This is a genomic window from Citreimonas sp., assembly GCF_042096055.1.
GTDB lineage: Bacteria > Pseudomonadota > Alphaproteobacteria > Rhodobacterales > Rhodobacteraceae > Citreimonas.
In genome coordinates, this window is the sequence record NZ_JBELMH010000007.1 from 58,325 (window position 1) to 72,874 (window position 14,550).

Annotated in this window: 19 protein-coding genes; 5 read left to right on the forward strand and 14 right to left on the reverse strand. The window is 65.4% G+C overall.

The genetic code is table 11. The annotated features are described in order from the left end of the window. From ACFDTC_RS03460 to ACFDTC_RS03515, 12 genes are all read right to left on the reverse strand, one after another. Positions 1 to 277, reverse strand: a 277-nt coding sequence (locus ACFDTC_RS03460) for a hypothetical protein (protein ID WP_375257472.1), incomplete at its 3' end; no start/stop codon positions are given. Positions 278 to 411: 134 nt separating this feature from the next. Continuing rightward, complete coding sequence (gene preA, locus ACFDTC_RS03465; RefSeq protein ID WP_375257473.1) at positions 412 to 1,719, reverse strand: NAD-dependent dihydropyrimidine dehydrogenase subunit PreA; 1,308 nt, start codon at positions 1,717 to 1,719, stop codon at positions 412 to 414. Between the two features lie 11 nt (positions 1,720 to 1,730). After that, positions 1,731 to 2,507 (reverse strand): DNA-formamidopyrimidine glycosylase family protein, encoded by a 777-nt coding sequence (locus ACFDTC_RS03470; RefSeq protein WP_375257474.1) that lies wholly within the window; start codon positions 2,505 to 2,507, stop codon positions 1,731 to 1,733. Positions 2,508 to 2,511: 4 nt separating this feature from the next. Further along, entirely contained in the window at positions 2,512 to 3,852 is a 1,341-nt protein-coding gene (locus ACFDTC_RS03475; RefSeq protein ID WP_375257475.1) for an NAD(P)-dependent oxidoreductase, read from the reverse strand. A 255-nt stretch (positions 3,853 to 4,107) separates the two neighbouring features. Next, the gene (locus ACFDTC_RS03480; protein ID WP_375257476.1) at positions 4,108 to 5,973 is read right to left on the reverse strand and encodes a hypothetical protein; all 1,866 of its coding nucleotides are present in this window, start codon (positions 5,971 to 5,973) and stop codon (positions 4,108 to 4,110) included. Next, positions 5,973 to 6,515 (reverse strand): hypothetical protein, encoded by a 543-nt coding sequence (locus tag ACFDTC_RS03485; RefSeq protein ID WP_375257477.1) that lies wholly within the window; start codon positions 6,513 to 6,515, stop codon positions 5,973 to 5,975. The genes ACFDTC_RS03480 and ACFDTC_RS03485 overlap by 1 nt, the downstream gene beginning before the upstream one ends. Beyond that, a complete protein-coding gene (locus ACFDTC_RS03490) occupies positions 6,506 to 6,895 on the reverse strand; it encodes a phage virion morphogenesis protein (protein ID WP_375257478.1) in 390 nt (129 codons plus the stop codon). Before ACFDTC_RS03490 ends, ACFDTC_RS03485 begins: the two co-directional genes overlap by 10 nt. Beyond that, complete coding sequence (locus tag ACFDTC_RS03495; RefSeq protein ID WP_375257479.1) at positions 6,892 to 7,104, reverse strand: hypothetical protein; 213 nt, start codon at positions 7,102 to 7,104, stop codon at positions 6,892 to 6,894. Before ACFDTC_RS03495 ends, ACFDTC_RS03490 begins: the two co-directional genes overlap by 4 nt. Next, a complete protein-coding gene (locus tag ACFDTC_RS03500) occupies positions 7,091 to 7,678 on the reverse strand; it encodes a hypothetical protein (RefSeq protein WP_375257480.1) in 588 nt (195 codons plus the stop codon). The genes ACFDTC_RS03495 and ACFDTC_RS03500 overlap by 14 nt, the downstream gene beginning before the upstream one ends. Continuing rightward, positions 7,653 to 8,627 carry a chromosome partitioning protein ParB gene (locus ACFDTC_RS03505; protein ID WP_375257481.1) on the reverse strand — a complete coding sequence of 325 codons (975 nt, stop codon included), beginning with the start codon at positions 8,625 to 8,627 and terminating at the stop codon, positions 7,653 to 7,655. Before ACFDTC_RS03505 ends, ACFDTC_RS03500 begins: the two co-directional genes overlap by 26 nt. Beyond that, a complete protein-coding gene (locus tag ACFDTC_RS03510; protein WP_375257482.1) occupies positions 8,620 to 8,766 on the reverse strand; it encodes a hypothetical protein in 147 nt (48 codons plus the stop codon). Before ACFDTC_RS03510 ends, ACFDTC_RS03505 begins: the two co-directional genes overlap by 8 nt. Before the next feature lie 37 nt (positions 8,767 to 8,803). Beyond that, entirely contained in the window at positions 8,804 to 9,043 is a 240-nt protein-coding gene (locus tag ACFDTC_RS03515) for a hypothetical protein (protein ID WP_375257483.1), read from the reverse strand. Between the two features lie 344 nt (positions 9,044 to 9,387). Between ACFDTC_RS03515 and ACFDTC_RS03520 the strand changes: the two genes are divergently transcribed. Further along, positions 9,388 to 9,969: a hypothetical protein gene (locus ACFDTC_RS03520; protein WP_375257484.1), complete on the forward strand. Its 582-nt coding sequence runs from the start codon at positions 9,388 to 9,390 to the stop codon at positions 9,967 to 9,969. Between the two features lie 8 nt (positions 9,970 to 9,977). Here the strand turns inward: ACFDTC_RS03520 and ACFDTC_RS03525 are convergent, their stop codons facing one another. Then, positions 9,978 to 10,244, reverse strand: coding sequence for a hypothetical protein (locus ACFDTC_RS03525; RefSeq protein ID WP_375257485.1), 267 nt, complete (start codon positions 10,242 to 10,244; stop codon positions 9,978 to 9,980). Between the two features lie 11 nt (positions 10,245 to 10,255). Further along, a complete protein-coding gene (locus ACFDTC_RS03530; protein ID WP_375257486.1) occupies positions 10,256 to 10,591 on the reverse strand; it encodes a hypothetical protein in 336 nt (111 codons plus the stop codon). Between the two features lie 272 nt (positions 10,592 to 10,863). Between ACFDTC_RS03530 and ACFDTC_RS03535 the strand changes: the two genes are divergently transcribed. The 4 genes from ACFDTC_RS03535 to ACFDTC_RS03550 all read left to right on the forward strand — a co-directional run bounded on the left by ACFDTC_RS03535 (position 10,864) and on the right by ACFDTC_RS03550 (position 14,403). Continuing rightward, on the forward strand, positions 10,864 to 11,376 hold the full coding sequence (locus ACFDTC_RS03535; RefSeq protein WP_375257487.1) for a hypothetical protein: 513 nt from the start codon (positions 10,864 to 10,866) through the stop codon (positions 11,374 to 11,376). Between the two features lie 93 nt (positions 11,377 to 11,469). Next, entirely contained in the window at positions 11,470 to 12,252 is a 783-nt protein-coding gene (locus ACFDTC_RS03540; RefSeq protein ID WP_375257488.1) for a hypothetical protein, read from the forward strand. Between the two features lie 275 nt (positions 12,253 to 12,527). Next, positions 12,528 to 13,289, forward strand: a complete 762-nt coding sequence (locus ACFDTC_RS03545) for a DUF5131 family protein (RefSeq protein ID WP_375257489.1) — start codon at positions 12,528 to 12,530, stop codon at positions 13,287 to 13,289. Positions 13,290 to 13,299: 10 nt separating this feature from the next. Continuing rightward, positions 13,300 to 14,403, forward strand: a complete 1,104-nt coding sequence (locus ACFDTC_RS03550; RefSeq protein ID WP_375257490.1) for a three-Cys-motif partner protein TcmP — start codon at positions 13,300 to 13,302, stop codon at positions 14,401 to 14,403. Positions 14,404 to 14,550: the final 147 nt, after the last annotated feature.

The following is a 14,550-nucleotide window of genomic DNA, read 5'->3' on the forward strand; positions in this document are numbered from 1 at the left end:
GCGAGAAATAGAAATGGTCGAGGAAGGTCACCGTCTGGTCGGGCTCGGAGGGCTCAAGCGTGCCCAGCCCCAGCGCGTGATCGCCCAGCCAGACGCCGCCCGCGTAGAGCCCGCCCTGGAACAGGTGGCCGAGGCTCAGCAGCGCGACCGCCAGCGTCACGGCGTATGCCGACCCGTGCCGGGGGTAGATCAGCCGCGAGGTGTAGTGCAGCGCGTAATATTGGCTGATCGTGACGATCACGAACACCACGAGCGTCAGGAAGACGGCCGTCAGCATGGACACGGCCCCGGAATCTGGCGGGTTTTCGGGATCATGGTCTTCCTCTGCTTCGGCGCCCGGTCAACCGGGTGGGTGCGCGAGGAGTTCCAAAAGGAGGGCGCGGCGCCGCCGACGGGCGCCGCGCCCGAACGTCATTCCGCCGCGCGGACCGCGCCGGGGTTGTTCGGGTGCGTCGTCCAGTTGGCATAGTCGGCCTCGACCACCTTGCCGGTGCGCGGGTCGACCGCGCCGGCGGCCATCTCGACCATGCTGATGCAGTTCTCGACCGGGCAGACGTCGACGCAGAGGTTGCACGCCACGCACTCGTCGTCCTTCACGGTAAAGGTCCGGTCGGCCGACATCGCGATCGCCTGGTGGCTGGTATCCTCGCAGGCGGCGTAGCAGCGGCCGCACTTGATGCAGGCCTCCTGGTCGATGCGCGCCTTGGTGACGTAGTTGAGGTTGAGGTACTGCCAGTCGGTCACGTTCGGAACCGCCTTGCCGATGAAGTCGTGGGTCGAGCGGTAGCCCTTCTCGTCCATCCAGGCGGACAGGCCGCGCTTCATCTCCTCGACGATCTTGAAGCCGTAGGTCATCGCCGCCGTGCAGACCTGCACGTTGCCCGCGCCAAGCGCCATGAACTCGGCCGCGTCGCGCCAGGTGGTGATGCCGCCGATGCCGCTGATCGGCAGGCCGTGGGTCGCCGGGTCGCGCGCGATCTCGGCCACCATGTTCATCGCGATTGGCTTGACCGCCGGGCCGCAATAGCCGCCATGCGTGCCCTTGCCGTCTATCATCGGCTCGGGCGCCATATCGTCGAGGTTCACCGACGTGATCGAGTTGATCGTGTTGATCAGGCTCACCGCGTCAGCGCCGCCGTTCTTCGCGGCCTGCGCGGGTTTGCGGATGTCGGTGATGTTGGGCGTCAACTTCACGATCACCGGCCGGTCGTAGTACGTCTTGCACCAGCGGGTGACCATCTCGATGTATTCCGGCACCTGGCCCACGGCCGAGCCCATGCCGCGTTCGGCCATGCCGTGCGGGCAGCCGAAGTTGAGCTCGATCCCGTCGGCTCCGGTCTCCATCACGCGCGGCAGGATCGCCTTCCAGGCCTCTTCCTCGCACGGGACCATGATCGAGGCGATCAGCGCGCGGTCTGGATAGTCGGCCTTGACCCTCGCCATCTCCTCGAGGTTGGTCTGCAGCGGGCGGTCGGTGATCAACTCGATGTTGTTGATGCCCAGCACGCGGCGGTCGGCGCCGTGGATCACGCCGTAGCGCGGCCCGTTCACGTTGACGACGGGCGGCCCTTCGGCGCCCAGCGTCTTCCAGACGACGCCGCCCCAGCCGGCCTCGAAGGCGCGGCGGACGTTGTATTCCTTGTCGGTGGGCGGCGCCGAGGCCAGCCAGAACGGGTTGGGCGAAGTGATGCCCAGGAAGGTCGTTGTCAGGTCGGCCATGTCGGTCCTCCTCAAGCCTGGTGTTTCGCGCAGAAATAGGCGGTGCGGCCGCCCACCTTTCGCGCGTCGATGGTGCCGTCGCACAGCCCGCACTCAGCGCCCTTGTCGCGGCGGTGGCGCAGCCAGTTTTCGGGCAGCTTCGCGCCGTCATTGGCGGCCAGCAGTTTCTTCAGCACGTCGCGCATCGCGCCGTGCATCTTCTTCAGCGTTCCGGCGTCGAGATCCGCGCCCTTCGCCATCGGCGATACGCCGATCTGGTACAGCGTCTCGTCCGAGTAGAGATTGCCGATCCCGGCGATCTTGGTCTGGTCCATCAGCGCGGATTTCACCGCACCGCGCCCACGCCCGATCACGTCGACAAAGGCGTTCTCGCCGATCTCCATCGCGTCCGGACCGATGTGGTGCTCCGCCAGGAAATCATCCGGATCGTCGATCACCCGCAGCCAGCCCAGCTTGCGCCTGTTGTGGAACACCAGCCGGTCGCCGCCCTCGAACGCGATCACGAAATGCCCGTGATTGGGCGCCTCGAAATCGTCGCCTTCGACGACCAGTCGCCCGGTCATGCCAAGGTGCACGGCGATCCAGGGCCCCGATTGCGACCCCGCGAAGATGAACTTGCCGTGCCGTCGGGCCTGCGTGAACTGCCGGCCCAGAAGGCGGTCGCGATCGGCCTTGCCCGGCAGATCCAGATGCTCGGTCCTGCCCGAGGAGAACCCTGAGATCGTCCGGTTCAGCGCGCCGTCCTCGACGCGCTGGCGGTTTGCTTCGCACTCGGGCAGCTCGGGCATGCGCTCAGCCCATCAGCGCGGCGTGGATGTCCTCGGCGGCGTCGCGGCCCTCGGCCACGGCGACCACGGTGAGGTCCTCGCCGGGCGTGCAGTCGCCGCCGGCCCAGATCCCGGGAACCGAAGTGCGGCCTGGCCCGGTCACGGCGATCTTGCCGCCCGCGCGGTCCAGCCCGCCATCCTCGGACAGGTTCTGCCCGATGGCACGGAACACCTGGTCGGCGGGCAGGCGCACGGTCTCGCCGGTGCCCTGCAGGCGGCCGTCGACCTCGTGCGTGTACTCGAATTCGATCTCGCGCACGGCGCCGTTGCCGTGCACGGCGCGGGGGGCCACGTTGAACATCAGGCGCACGCCTTTCGAGGCGGCGAGGTCCTGTTCGTACCGGCTGGCGCCCATGCGGTCGCGGCCGCGGCGATAGGCCAGCGTGACCTCCTCGGCGCCCAGCAGCTTGGACTGCACCGCGGCGTCCACCGCCGTCATGCCGCCGCCGATCACCACCACGTGCCGGCCGACCGGCAGTGCGGTCAGGTCGTCGGACTGACGCAGCGTCGCGATGAAGTCGACCGCGTCCTCGACGCCCGCGCGGTCGGCGCCTTCGGCATCCAGTCCGTTCACCCCGCCCAGGCCGTGACCCAGGAACACGGCGTCGTATTCGGCGCGCAGGGCGTCGAGCGTCACGTCGCGCCCCAGCGCCTTGCCGTTCTCGATGGTGATGCCGCCGATGCCCAGCAGCCACTCGACCTCGCGCGCGGCGAAGTCGTTCGTGGCCTTGTAGGCGGCGATGCCGTATTCGTTCAGGCCGCCGGCGCGCGGTCGGGCTTCAAAGATCACGACGTCGTGGCCCTTCGTCGCCAACCGGTGCGCGCAGGACAGGCCCGCGGGGCCGGCGCCCACCACGGCGACGCGCTTGCCCGTCGCGGCGGCGCGGGCGAAGGGGTGGCCCTGCCGCGCCATCAGGCTGTCGGTCGCGTGACGCTGCAGGCGCCCGATCTCGACCGGCTTTCCCTCGGCCGCCTCGCGCACGCAGGCCTCTTCGCAGAGCGTTTCCGTCGGGCAGACGCGGGCGCACATGCCGCCCAGGATGTTCTGCTCGAAGATCGTCTGCGCGGCCGCCTCGGGCTGGCCGGTGGCGATCTGGCGGATGAACAGCGGGATGTCGATCGCGGTGGGGCAGGCCGTGATGCAGGGCGCATCGTGGCAGAAATAGCAACGATCCGCAGCGACCGCGGCCTCATGCGGGTCATAGGCCGCGTGCAGGTCGGCGAAGTTCTCGTGCAGCGTGGCGGCGTCGATCCGGCCCGCGGCGATGCCGGGGGTGTGGGGGCCGGTTGCGTGGCGGCTGGTCATGGCGTCTCCCTGGTTTTCTTTCCAGAGAGCCTGCCACGAGTCGTTTTTTTATCAAACGGTAAAATTTCGGCGCCCGGCGATTTTAGGCCGCGGCGCCGAATAAACGGGCGGTCTAGTCGTTCGACTGTAGCGTGACGCAGAACTTTGCAGTGAATTACACAGAGTTTTACAGCAACGCGGTTTTCGAAACGGCGGATTCGCGGCCCGTTTGAAGGGCTCTAGAACAGGCCCTTCAAACCCTCTTCATCCCCTCCTTCAAATCGGCCCGTGCGCGCTCGCCCAGGCGCCGGTCGGCACCGCGAGGATGCCGGCGGCGACCGTGACGTCCTCGGTCGTATCGTCGGCTGCCGTGAAGCGGATCACGTCGCCGTTCGACAGGCCGATGCCGGCCGCGTCGAAGAACCAGTCGCAGGGCACGTCCATGCGCGGACCCGTGGCGACCACGTCGCCGCTCGTGAAGCCCGCGGCGCCGGCTCCCGGAACGTAGTCGGCCTGCTGATAGCTGCCGGCATAGGCGGGCAGCAGCGGGTCGGTGCTGGTGTCGGTGTTCGTGATCGTGCTGCCGACCTGGCCGGCGGCGGCGCTGTCGAAGTTCGTGCCGTTGCCGAACAGCAGGCAGCCGTTGAGGCTCGAGCCGGAGGCCTGCCACTTGGCGGCTTCGGTGCTGTTGTTGAGCTGCACGCCCGTGCCGTAACCGGTCAGGATCGTGTCGGTCACGGTGACCGTGCCGTAGGTCGAGTCCGACGAGAACGGGATGATGAACGCGGTCCCGTCGGCCGGGCCGGTCAGGGCGCCCTTGTCGATGGTGAGCGCGTGGCCCGCGCGCATCCGGATCGAGGCATGGCCGAAGCACCGGATGAACGTGGCCACCGCCGGCCCGTACATCCGCGCATTGACCCAGCAGTCGGTGTAGGTGCCGCCGGTCATGTTGAGGAAGGTCGACTCGTCGCCGATCTGGCACGCGGTGAAGCTGCAGGCGGCGTTGGCGTTCCAGCCGGCGCTTGCGGTCGGCAGGAACCGGGTCCGGAGGAAGGTGTGCGTGCCGATCGCGTTCGGGTTCAGCATCGCGCCGGTGCCGGCGAACAGGCAGTCTTCGCAGTAGCCCGAGCTGCCGCCGACGTTGGCGTAGCCCACCTTGAAGAAGTCGCGGAAGGTGCAGCGGTAGGCGTTGATCGTGTCGCTGGCGTTGTGGCCCGAGATCCCGTCGCCGGTGTCGACGCTGTGGAGGTCGAAGGCGTACACGGTCGAATTGCCCGCGCCGCCCAGCGTCTGCGCCGAGCCGAGGTCGAGGTAGCCGCGCGACAGAGCCCCGTTGCCGTAGACGTAGACGGTCCCGTTGCGGGCATAGATCGGGCACTTGGCCTCGGTCGCGGCACCGTAGGCATGCGCGCCCAGCCCGAAGTCGACGAAGGCCGGATCCTCGCGGCTGGCCACCGGGTTGCCGGCGGAATCGACAGGGACTGGCGCCCAGGTGCAGGTGATATCGGGTTCGTAGACGATCCAGACCGTGGAACCGCCCATGCCGTCGACAGCCCAGGACCAGTGCTGCTGCTGGTAGACGCCCGACGCGGGCCGCTTGACCAGGATGCGAATCTCCTCGGCCGAGCTGGCAACGACCGCCGCCCAGGCCGGGCCCCACGTCTGGAACGGTGCCGTGGCCGAGCCATCGTTCGCATCGTCGTCGCCGTTGTCGGCGTCGATCACGTAGGTCCAGTCGCTCACCGCGCCGGTCGCGAAGTTCAGGAACCGGCCACTGTCGGGATCGATGCCCAGCACCTGCGGCGGCGCCGGGGCGCCGTTGGACAGCACCGGCACGTCGTCGCGCAGCTCGTAGGTCCAGGCGCTGGCGGCGGTGTCGTAGGAACGGCGCAGCTTGCCCGTGCCGGCGAATCCGATCTCGCCGGCGACGCCACGCGTCAGGCCGTTGGTGCCGCGCGTGTAGGACGCGCCCGCTGGCGACAGCGGGCTGGCGATGACCGCGCCGGTGCCGGGGTCGTACCAGGCCGCGCCCTCGGCGGCCGAGATCGCGAAGGTGCTGGTGCCAAGCGCCCAGGCGGGGCGCTCGGCGACCGAGCCGCCCTGCGCGGAGGCCGCGGCGGCGGCGAAGAGCAGCGCGCGCATCAGGCCAGCTCCCCCGCCACCAGCCACGTGTTGCTGGCGATCTTCACCAGCGTGGCGAGGCCGGCCAGCGTGTAGCTCGATCCCGCCGTGACGCCCGACGACGCCGGCGTCAGGGTGACGCCCGACCCGGGCGCCAGCGTCTTGGTGCCCGAGGCCGCGCGCGAGACCGAGATCGTCGCGCCGATCGGCAGCGCGCAGGCGGACTCGGGCGCGATGGTGACGGTCTGGGGCGCAGCCTGGCTCAGCACGATCAGCCGGCCGAGGTCGCCGCGCACGGTGGTCGTGTCGCCGCTCGAGACCACGCGCAGGGGCTGAACCGCGGCGAGGTCCCGGTCGCGCCCCGTCGCGCCGATCGAGCGCGGCAGCTCGGTGCCCTCGAGGATCAGGATGTCGGTGACGGTGACCGGGTCCGTGTTCGGCCGCACGTTGATCTCGACGTATTCCGGCGTGCTGGCGTCGCCGGTCGAAAGGGTGCCCCGGAACGCGTAGATGTCCCGCGCGATCTGGACCATCTCGGAGGGCGTGCCGTCGGTCAGGCCCATCCGCGCCGTGAGCGTGCGGAACGCGCGCGGCCGGGTGATCCGGCACAGGACGGTGATCGTCGCGCCGGATGCGATGCCCGAGACGTAGACCCGGATCGTCTTGCCTCGTAGGCGATCGTCTTGCGCATCGTGTCGGTCAGACGCAGCGTTCCGATTCCGCTGACCGGCGGATTGCGCCGGGCGTAGGCGTCCAAGGTGGCCTGGCTGCGCGGCGCCCAGGGCGTGCCGTCGGGCGCAGTACCGGTGAGGAAGTTCTGGTCGGTCCGTGCCAGCATCTCCTCGCCGATGTCTTGCATCAGCGGAGTGAGATCGTCCATCTCGGCCGCCGCACGGGCCAGCGCGGCGATGATCGGATCGGTGTTCGCCTCGATGCGGATCAAGTGAAGTCCAGGTCGCCTGCGCCGACGCCTCGGAAGCCGGCCGCTTCACGCGCGGTGAAGAGCGCCTCTTCCAGGTCGCGACGCATCATTTCACGCTCGCCTTCCGGCACGGCTTCGAGGATCGCCTCGAGCTGCTGCTCGGCGTCTTCCGGCAACGGGTCCGCGGCAAGCAGAGCATCGACGCGGGCGATGATCTCATCGCGAGGCATTGAAGCGATCCTTTCGCTTGAAGAGCGCCAGCAGCTCCGGCTTGATCCGCCAGTGGTGCTCTTCACCCAACATATACAGCACGAAGCTCTCTGCGACAAACTCGTTGCGATTCTTCGAGCCATATTCGCTCACGGCGTATTGCCAGCCGGAGTTCCAGCCGCGGACGGCCTCGTCGAAGGCGGCGCGGTCGTTGAAGTCCAGGCGGTGCCCGCTTTCGTGGATCGCGACCGAGCGCGGATAGTCCGGACCGGCTTCCACGACGGTCCATTTGTACTCGACCCGCCCGGCGATCTCCTTCGCGGGCCCGTCGGGCAGACGCGAGACCCGCGATCCGTGCGCAGCCTGCCGGGAAGTCGCCGTGCGCGCGGACGCTTCGGCCGACATCCACGGCTCGGTCGAGAGCCCCACCTTGTTCCAGCCCATCGCGTTGAAGTGCGGCGAGTACCAAGCCGCCGCGTTGCGCGGGTGCTTGATCCTTCCGCCTGTGCGTTTCGCGATCGTGAACCCCGAGCCGACCGCCTGCATGGGCTTCATTTCGAACCGGCTTTCAATCTCGGCCAGGATCCGGATCACGTCGTTGACCGCGCCGAGCTCTGACCCGCGGGGGAAGTCGACCGGTTGCGCCGAGATCCCCAGCTCGGTGAGGATCTTCGGCGCGTCGCTCAGCTTGCGCGCTTGCGGCACGTCTGGCGGCGGCGGTGGTGCGGGCGGTACCGTCGCGGACTCGAGCGCTGCGCCGAGCGAAGGCGGCAGCTTGCCCGCCTTCTCGGCGACGATGCGCTGGATGTCCTCGGCCAGGGCCCTCGCCGCGGCCGGCCTTGAATGCCTTGCGCGCTGTGGCCGCATTCTTGGCGGTGCCGGTGGCGAGCGCCTCGACCACCGCGTAGCGCTCGGGCGGGTTGTTGATCTTCGAGATCTGCATGAGGTCAGACAGCGACACCGGCTTCGGAGCGTTGCGCAGACGGTGTGCATGGCCCTGCACAGCTTTTCCGGCCATCACCAGCCGGCGTACATGCTTCTCGCTGCAGCCCATCTTCTCGGCGGCCGAGGCGGCAAAGGATGCGACGGACATCATGTCCGTCGCATTCCAGCGCTTGGCTGCCAGCACAGCACCGGCGCTCGCCCGCGTCTCCGGATGGGCCTTCTCGTAGACTTCTTTCCGGGCAGCCAGAAACACCGCCGTGTCCAGCGCCGTCAATTCCGCGCCGGCGAGGTTGTCGTCGATCTCCATCAGGCGCGCGAAGTCGTCGTTGCACCGCCAGGCGACCACGCCGACACGCTCCAGTTCGGCGTGGCCTTCGTCTCGCAGCTCCCGCTGCGCCACCAATCGGTGCCCGCCCGCGATCAGGCGCGTCTTGCCGCCCTTGAGCCTGCGAACGTGGATCTTGTCCTTGATCACGCCAAGCTCGGCATAGCTCGCCTTGATCGCCTCGACGCCGGCCCGGCCGACTGGGCGCAGACGGTCACCGATTTCGATCTCGTCGATCGGCAGATCGGTGATGGATTGGATGATCTCAGCCATTCCCGCGCCCCTCTTGGTCGGAGTCCGCCAGCAGGCGGGCGAGGTCGCTCCACGCGGGGTGGACGCCGCTCGCGGGGTCGAAGACGAGTGCGTCTTTGATCGTCGGCAGGACGGGCCTGCGCATCATCTCCTCGATCACGGCACGCGGCGTGTAGTGTTCGGGTAGAGGGGGAATATTAGCCATTCTTCCGTGGCCCTTTCGTCATGCGGTAGTACCAGCGCGGCTCGCCGTTCGGTCCGTCGTGCCGCTTGCTGCAGGCGATCTCGGCGCCGAGGCAGCGGAGTTCGGAGACGCAGGCAGAGACGGCGGCGACCTTGCAGCGCTCCATGATTTCGAGCGTCGAGTGCTCGCGTTTTTCCGACAGGACCTTCGCGACGCGAGCCAACCGTGCGGATTTGACGGATGCGTGGTTCATGCCGCGATCCTCGCAACTGGCGGCTGCCACATATTGTGGTCCGCTAGGTCGAATCGTGCAGGCATGGTAGGTTTGTGGCGCTGTCGGGTGTTCCCGCACCCGACAGCGCCTCTCATGCCCTCGTGGCGACAACACAAGGACACGATCTCGATGACCGAGAAGAATACGGAAGTATTGACCACGATGGTGGCGCGCCCCGACCCGAACTGGTCGATAAACACTGCCGGCCCGCGGCAGCCGAGTGCACCGGCAGCAGTGCACGACAGGCCGAGCCCCGGGACCCACGTCGGCCCCAGGCAGCCCACGCCGCCTGCGCCGCCGCCCGTAAAGAAATAGAGGAACGAATGCAGAAGAACCCCGAGGTCGTCCGCTTTAACATCCTGCGAAACGCGCTCTACCACTCGGCTCGGCGCCGCTCGCTTGAACGGATGAATAGGGGGTTCAACTTTCTCGTGGTTGTGCTGGGGACGGCAGCGTTTGGCGACCTTACGGTAGGCCTCGGTATCAGCGCCGGCTGGATCGGCGCGGCCGTTGCTGTGATCGGTGCGCTTCAGCTGGTCTTCGATTTCGGCCGGCAGGCGCGGGATCACCAAGCACTTCAGAAAGCCTACTTCGAATTGCTGGCAGACGTGGAAGCTAAGCTCGAGCCCGGTCCCGAAGACGCCGCCAACTGGCAAGCAAAGATGATGCGGATCACGGCGGACGAGCCGCCTGTGTACAAGGCGATCGACGCAAAGGCCTACAACGACGCGATCGATGCCGTGGACTGGGATCAGGAGGAACGCTTGCACGTCCCGCTCTGGGACCGCCTCCTGGCTTCGATATGGGCCCTCGACGGAAGACAGTACGAAAAGATCCGTGAAATTAATGCGAGACGCGAAGCAAAGCACGCTGCGCGCGAGGCCAAGCGGGCGGGTAAAGGCTAGCGATAACGTCACAGGTTCACCCGGGATATCCAGTCGGAGGACGCCGCCCGCGTTCGGCAGCCGGGACACATGCGGTTGTGCTTACCTTCCGACCGGAAGAGGGCGGTGCAGGTAATGCAGGGACGTGTCTTGCTGGCCGCGCGGCGCGCCAAGCGCTGCTTGCGATCCTCCGCCTCCTCGTGCCGTACGAAAGTCGGCGTGACTTGGTTGGCGCCGCGGAAGACTGCCCAGTACTGGCCCACCTTGCCGACGCGGAATTCGCTTTGAACGTCCATGGAAGACTCCTTCAACGGCCGAGGAACAGCGGCAGCAGGACGGTGGCGCCCGTGGCAATGATCAGGATGCTGATCCCGCCCAGCGTGTCGCCGAAGAGGCTGTCCGAGACGCGGCGCTCGATCTCGCGGAACCTGTCCCAGGCCGCGCGCAGGGAGGAGGTCGCGCGCGGCCCGGGTTCCCCCGTTGCCTCTCCGGGGGCACGGGTACGCCCGGTCTGCTCGTCGACCTGGTCGGGCCATCCCGTGTATTCGTGATGCGCTGTGCGCGAGGCCGTCAGCTGGTCGGCTTGGTCGGCGATTTGCCGGGCAGCGACGCGAAGTGCGATGTGGCACTCCGGATTGCCCACCGTCTGGATCAGGCCGACTCCGAGCGCGATCCGCTCGTGGTCGGAAAGGCCTTCGCCGCCGCCTCGAGACGGTTTTGTCTTGGCGAAATGTTGGCGCGGCCGAGGTCTGGGGCGAGATCCGCGAGTGGCTGGACGAGCACCAGGCCGAGGCGCCGGAGCAGCTGCCGGCAGATCCACAGCGGCCGCCGGTGTGCGACGGACACTAGCTTTCCACTTGCTAGGCGGCTCCGGCTTTTGGCGTAATCGATCCGGCAAAGCGGACGAGGTGGAACATGCGATACACCCCAGAATACATGGCACTCATGGAGCGGGAATCTCCTCACCTTGTGGAGCACTTGCGTTATCTTGAGGTTTTGTCTGAAGAAAGCGACAGGGGCGTCGTATTGGTAACCGCTTCGATGCTTGAAGATGTCCTCGAAAGGCTGCTTCTCGCGAGGCTTGTCGAAGGGCGAGAGGCGGAGAAACTTCTTACCGGGTTTGGCGCGCCGTTAGGCACCTTTTCAGCCAAGATCGCGGCGGCTCGTGCGGTCGGTGTGATTTCGGAGCAATGGCGCAGAGAACTCGACCTTCTCCGCGACATCAGAAACCGGCTAGCTCATGAAGTCACTGTCACCTTGGGAGATGGACCGATCCTCAACAAATGCAATGAGTTGTGCCTTTGTCTATCCGATCGTGCGACTGATGCTGCTGGCGCTCGTAAACGATACTGGATGTCCGCGACAGCGATCCTCATCGATTCTCTTCATGCGTTACACGAAGGCAAAATCACCCGCATCGATGGCTAGGCAGCACGGGGCGGCTACCGGAGGAGCAGCAGCAAGCGGCAGAGCGGGGTGTGCATCGAAGGTTGGCTGTGAGACTGTTTAGGAGACGCTGGTATGGTTGAAGTTCGTTGGCGCAACGGGTTTGCGGTCGGTCTGACCGCCGGTATCTGTTCAATTCTGATCATCAACATCTGGGGCGGAGCGATCTACGAGATTGCAACGTGTGTTTCGCAAGGCGCCTGCCAAGGCAGCCCGGCTCAAAACGATAGCGGAGACGAGCCAGAGTGGTGGCGTTGGATCAGGCGTTTGGTGTCCGCGGAAGATTCGCTTGCACAATGGAGCATGGCGCTCCTGTCCCTGGCTGCGGTGGTATTGCTGTGGCTCACTTTACGAGCCTCCAGAGACACTCTTAGCGCCACACAGAAAATGGCCGTTGACGCTAGGGAGATTGGGGAGGCTCAAGTAAGAGCATATCTGACCATAGAGGATGCCGCGGTCACCCCCAGCTTTCGTCAGAACGGGGCTCTGGTCGACTGGCATGTTGAGGTCTCCATTCGTAACACTGGTCACTCTCCGGCTCGGAACCTGTACATCAGTGTGAAGAACGTTACCGGAGAGCCGAGCGCGACAAGTCTGTGCCCAAACCTCGCTTCCGGGGCAGAGGAGAGAGCCTTCGTCTTCCTAACTTTCGCAGCTCAAGACCTGCAGTTTCACTCCGATTTGGAAGACCAAGTTCTTATCGTCCTCGATGTCACGGTTTCTTTTAAAGACGTATTTTGTACAGGTGACGAAACTCGCACCGAGGCCACGAAATTCGTGGGATACGCTAAGCTTTTGCAAGCTGAAACCAGCAAATTGGCCGACGTGTCCGGCATGGTTGGCCTTTTTCCGGAGTAGTGCATGCTGTTGGCGTGGAGCTTTTGGCGCGGCCACGGCTTGCCGCAGTCAAGGCGCCGGAGCGCTCGCCGTCCGAACTGCAGCGGCCGCCGATGCGGGCGGGGCACAACGGCAGAGACAGTTGCATCTAAGAGCTTTCACCAGTCAGTTCTCTCTTTGTGCCCAGGCTCTGCTGGTTTACTCTGGCGTGAAAACGCCGGGCCGCGCCACTTGTTGGCCTCGTCCCTCCGTGGGGCAAGGGCTAGCTAGGCTCAGATCGAGACCGAGGCAGAAACATGGCACAGAAATCTGAGATTGAGTGGACAGACGCGACCTGGAACCCTGTTACCGGGTGCACCAAGGTCGGACCGGGCTGCGACAATTGCTACGCCGAACGCTTCGCCGAGCGCTGGCGTGGCATCGAAGGACACCCTTACTCGCAAGGCTTTGACCTGCGGCTCTGGCCCGATCGCCTTGAGCAGCCGGCGAAATGGAAGCGGCCACGGATGATCTTCGTTAACTCCATGAGTGACCTCTTTCATAAGGACGTAGATCGCCGCTTCATCGACCGGGTATTCGACACCATGGAACGCGCTGATTGGCACGTCTACCAAGTGCTCACAAAGCGCAGCTCTCTTATGCGCAACTATGTTGCCCAGCGCTACGCCGACCGGCCGGTGCCGAAGCACATCTGGTTAGGCGTTTCAGTAGAGGACGCCGCGCACAAGGGGCGCATCCGCCACTTGCAGGACATCAACTCGCAAGCTCGCTTTATCTCCTTTGAGCCGTTGTTGGGGTCGATTGGCGAAGTCAATCTCACTGGAATCGCGTGGGCCATCGTAGGCGGTGAGAGCGGACCGCGAGCACGCCCCATGCACCCAGAGTGGGCCACTGAGATCCGCGACATCTGCCACCGCGATGCGGTCGCGTTCTTCTTCAAGCAGTGGGGTGGTGCTCGACCGAAGTCTGGCGGCCGCCTTCTTGACGGAGAGGAATGGAACGGCTTCCCTTGGAGCATTGTGCCAAAGGCTATCCTTGACCACCTGAGAGCAGCGTAGAAGAGGCCCGTTGACCGTTAAAAATTTTGCCTGGTCTCCCGGCGCCCCTCTACCGGGAATTGAACCTCACTCCGAGCGAAAGCTCGAGGTGGTCCGGCGATACCTCGACGTCTACTTCGATACAGTCGCGTCGATCCCGCACATGGACCGTCTCAACATCGCTATCGTCGATGGCTTCTGCGGCGGCGGTCAGTACCAGCGCGGGACGACCGTTTTGCCCGGCAGTCCATTGATCATTCTGGATGCGGTGCGCGAAGCCCAGGAGCGGCTATCCCGAGACCGACGGAAGCCATTCGAGATTGCGGCTACCTTTCACTTCGTTGACGCGGCCCGGGATCACCTCGAGCACTTACGCGGCGTGATTGCTGCAGCTGGATATGCAGACAAGCTGGGAAGCAGTATCCAGCTCTACCATGGCGAGTTCGCGGCGCATCTCCCGGAGATCATGGCAAAAATCGCGGCTACTCAGCGCAAAGGCCGCTCGATCTTCCTCCTGGATCAGTTCGGTTACCTCGACGTACCGATGGATTCGATCCGCTCGATCTTCGGGAAATTTCCGCGTGCTGAAGTGCTGCTCACCTTCTCGATCGACGCAATGTTGAACTACCTGTCGACCAGCCGTGCAGCGAGCGAGACGCTCGCGCAATTCGGCGTGGATCGCGATTTCATAGCCGCTTGGGAGGCGAACAAGAACGACGTCGAATTCGGGCGCATTACGGCACAGCGGGCGGTTATGACCCATCTGCGGAACAACAGCCGGGCCCTATTTTTCACGCCGTTTATGCTCTTCTCGCAGGCCTCCGGACGCATGATGATGTTCGCTCACCTGTCCCAGCATCAAGCGGCGCGGGACAAAATGCTGGGCGTGCATTGGGAGTTTCAGAATCGCTTTGCCCATATCGGCCGCGGCAGCCTCTTTGAGCTAGGCTTTGACGCCAGGCTGCTCGAGGACAAGGGCAGCCTCTTTCAGTTCACAGAGCAAGATCGCGCCACGATGATGCGCGAGCTGCACGATGAACTGCCTGGCAAAGTCATGGGAATGCTCGGCGCGGGATCGATATCCTTGCAGGAGCTGAGTAAGCGGCGGCTGCGCCCCACCTTTCAGCAGGCTTGATCCATTGCGAAGTGTTTCCTGTCGTGAGGCAAGGAGTGCGTTTCGCAATGTGCGCTACGAGTGCGTTTCTCAGATCGCTGGGAGTGGAGATTCGTAAGCACCCGATTTCTACCGCAGCGGCTGGTCCTTGACGCGGGCGATGATGTC